The sequence below is a fragment of the Marinovum sp. PR37 genome (assembly GCF_028807375.1).
Taxonomy (GTDB): Bacteria; Pseudomonadota; Alphaproteobacteria; order Rhodobacterales; family Rhodobacteraceae; genus Marinovum; species Marinovum algicola.
The window spans coordinates 1-1,636 of sequence record NZ_JARAML010000066.1; the positions used below are offsets into that span (position 1 = coordinate 1).

General features: G+C 66.0%; 2 protein-coding genes. Both read left to right on the plus strand.

The genetic code is table 11. The features are described 5' to 3' along the window. Window positions 1-882 (plus strand): ABC transporter permease (locus PVW49_RS23610; RefSeq protein WP_274591792.1); only part of this gene is annotated, 882 nt, incomplete at its 5' end. Beyond that, window positions 882-1,636 (plus strand): ATP-binding cassette domain-containing protein (locus tag PVW49_RS23615; protein ID WP_274591793.1); only part of this gene is annotated, 755 nt, incomplete at its 3' end. The genes PVW49_RS23610 and PVW49_RS23615, both read left to right, overlap by 1 nt.

Consider the following 1,636-nt stretch of genomic DNA (forward strand, 5'->3'; position numbering starts at 1 on the left):
TTCTTCTCGCCCTTCGCCATGACGCTGATCCTGCAACAGGTGCAGATCGTCGGCGTGCTGGCGGCGGCGCAGGCGCTGATCATCCTGACCGCCGGGATCGACCTCTCGGTCGGCGCCATCGCGGTGCTCTGTACCGTGGTGATGGGCAAGGTCTCCTTCGACTACGGCCTGCCGCCGGTCTTCGCGGTGATCGCGGGCCTCGCCGTCGGCACCGGCATCGGCGCGGCCAATGGCTGGCTGGTCAGCCGGATGAAACTGCCGCCCTTCATCGTGACGCTGGGCATGTGGCAGATCGTGCTGGCCGCCACCTATCTCTATTCCGCCAATGAAACCATCCGCAGCCAGGACATCGAGGCCGAAGCCCCGTTCCTGCAATTCCTCGGCACCACCATCGACCTGGGTGGCGCGCGGTTCACGCTCGGCGTCTTCCTGATGATCGCTCTGGTGGCAGCGCTGGCCTATGCGCTGCGCTCGACCGCCTGGGGCCGGCATGTCTATGCGGTGGGCGATGACCCGGAGGCCGCCGAATTGGCCGGTGTCGACGTGCACCGAACGCTGATGTCCGTCTACATGCTGGTGGGCTTCATCTGCGCGCTGGCGGGCTGGGTGATGATCGGGCGGTTCGGTTCGGTCTCACCCTCGGCCACGACCGGCGTGATCGGCAACATCCAAGCGATCACCGCCGTGGTGATCGGCGGCATCTCGCTCTTTGGCGGGCGCGGCTCGATCCTCGGCGCTTTCTTCGGGGCGCTGATCGTCGGGGTCTTCGAACTGGGGCTCCGGATGGCCGGCGCCAACCCGCAATGGACCTTCCTGCTCATCGGTGCGCTGATCATCGCCGCCGTGGCCGTGGACCAGTGGATCAGAAAGGTGACAGCATAATGGAACCGATACTCAAGGGACGCAACCTGACCAAGCGCTACGGCAAGGTGACGGCGCTCGACCGCTGCGACTTCGACCTCTATCCGGGCGAGATCCTCGCGGTGATCGGCGACAACGGCGCCGGCAAGTCGACGCTGATCAAGGCGGTCTCGGGCGCGGTGATCCCCGACGAGGGCACGGTGGAGTTGGACGGCAAGCCGGTCAACTTCCACTCGCCGATCGACGCCCGCAACGCCGGGATCGAGACCGTGTACCAGACGCTGGCCATGTCGCCCGCCCTGTCGATCGCCGACAACATGTTCATGGGCCGCGAGATCGTGCGCCAGGACTTCATGGGCAAGTGGTTCCGAAAGCTCGACAAGAAGGAGATGGAGCGGTTCGCCCGCGAGAAGCTGTCGGAGCTGGGCCTGATGACGATCCAGAACATCAACCAGGCGGTCGAGACGCTCTCGGGCGGCCAGCGTCAGGGGGTGGCGGTGGCCCGCGCGGCGGCCTTCGGCTCCAAGGTCATCATCCTCGACGAGCCGACGGCGGCGCTCGGCGTCAAGGAGAGCCGCAAGGTGCTGGAGCTGATCCAGGACGTGAAGTCGCGCGGCATCCCGATCATCCTGATCAGCCACAACATGCCGCATGTCTTCGAGGTCGCCGACCGGATCCACGTCCACCGGCTGGGCAAGCGGCTCTGCGTGATCAACCCCAAGGATCACAGCATGTCCGACGCCGTCGCCTACATGACCGGCGCCAAGGTGCCGGA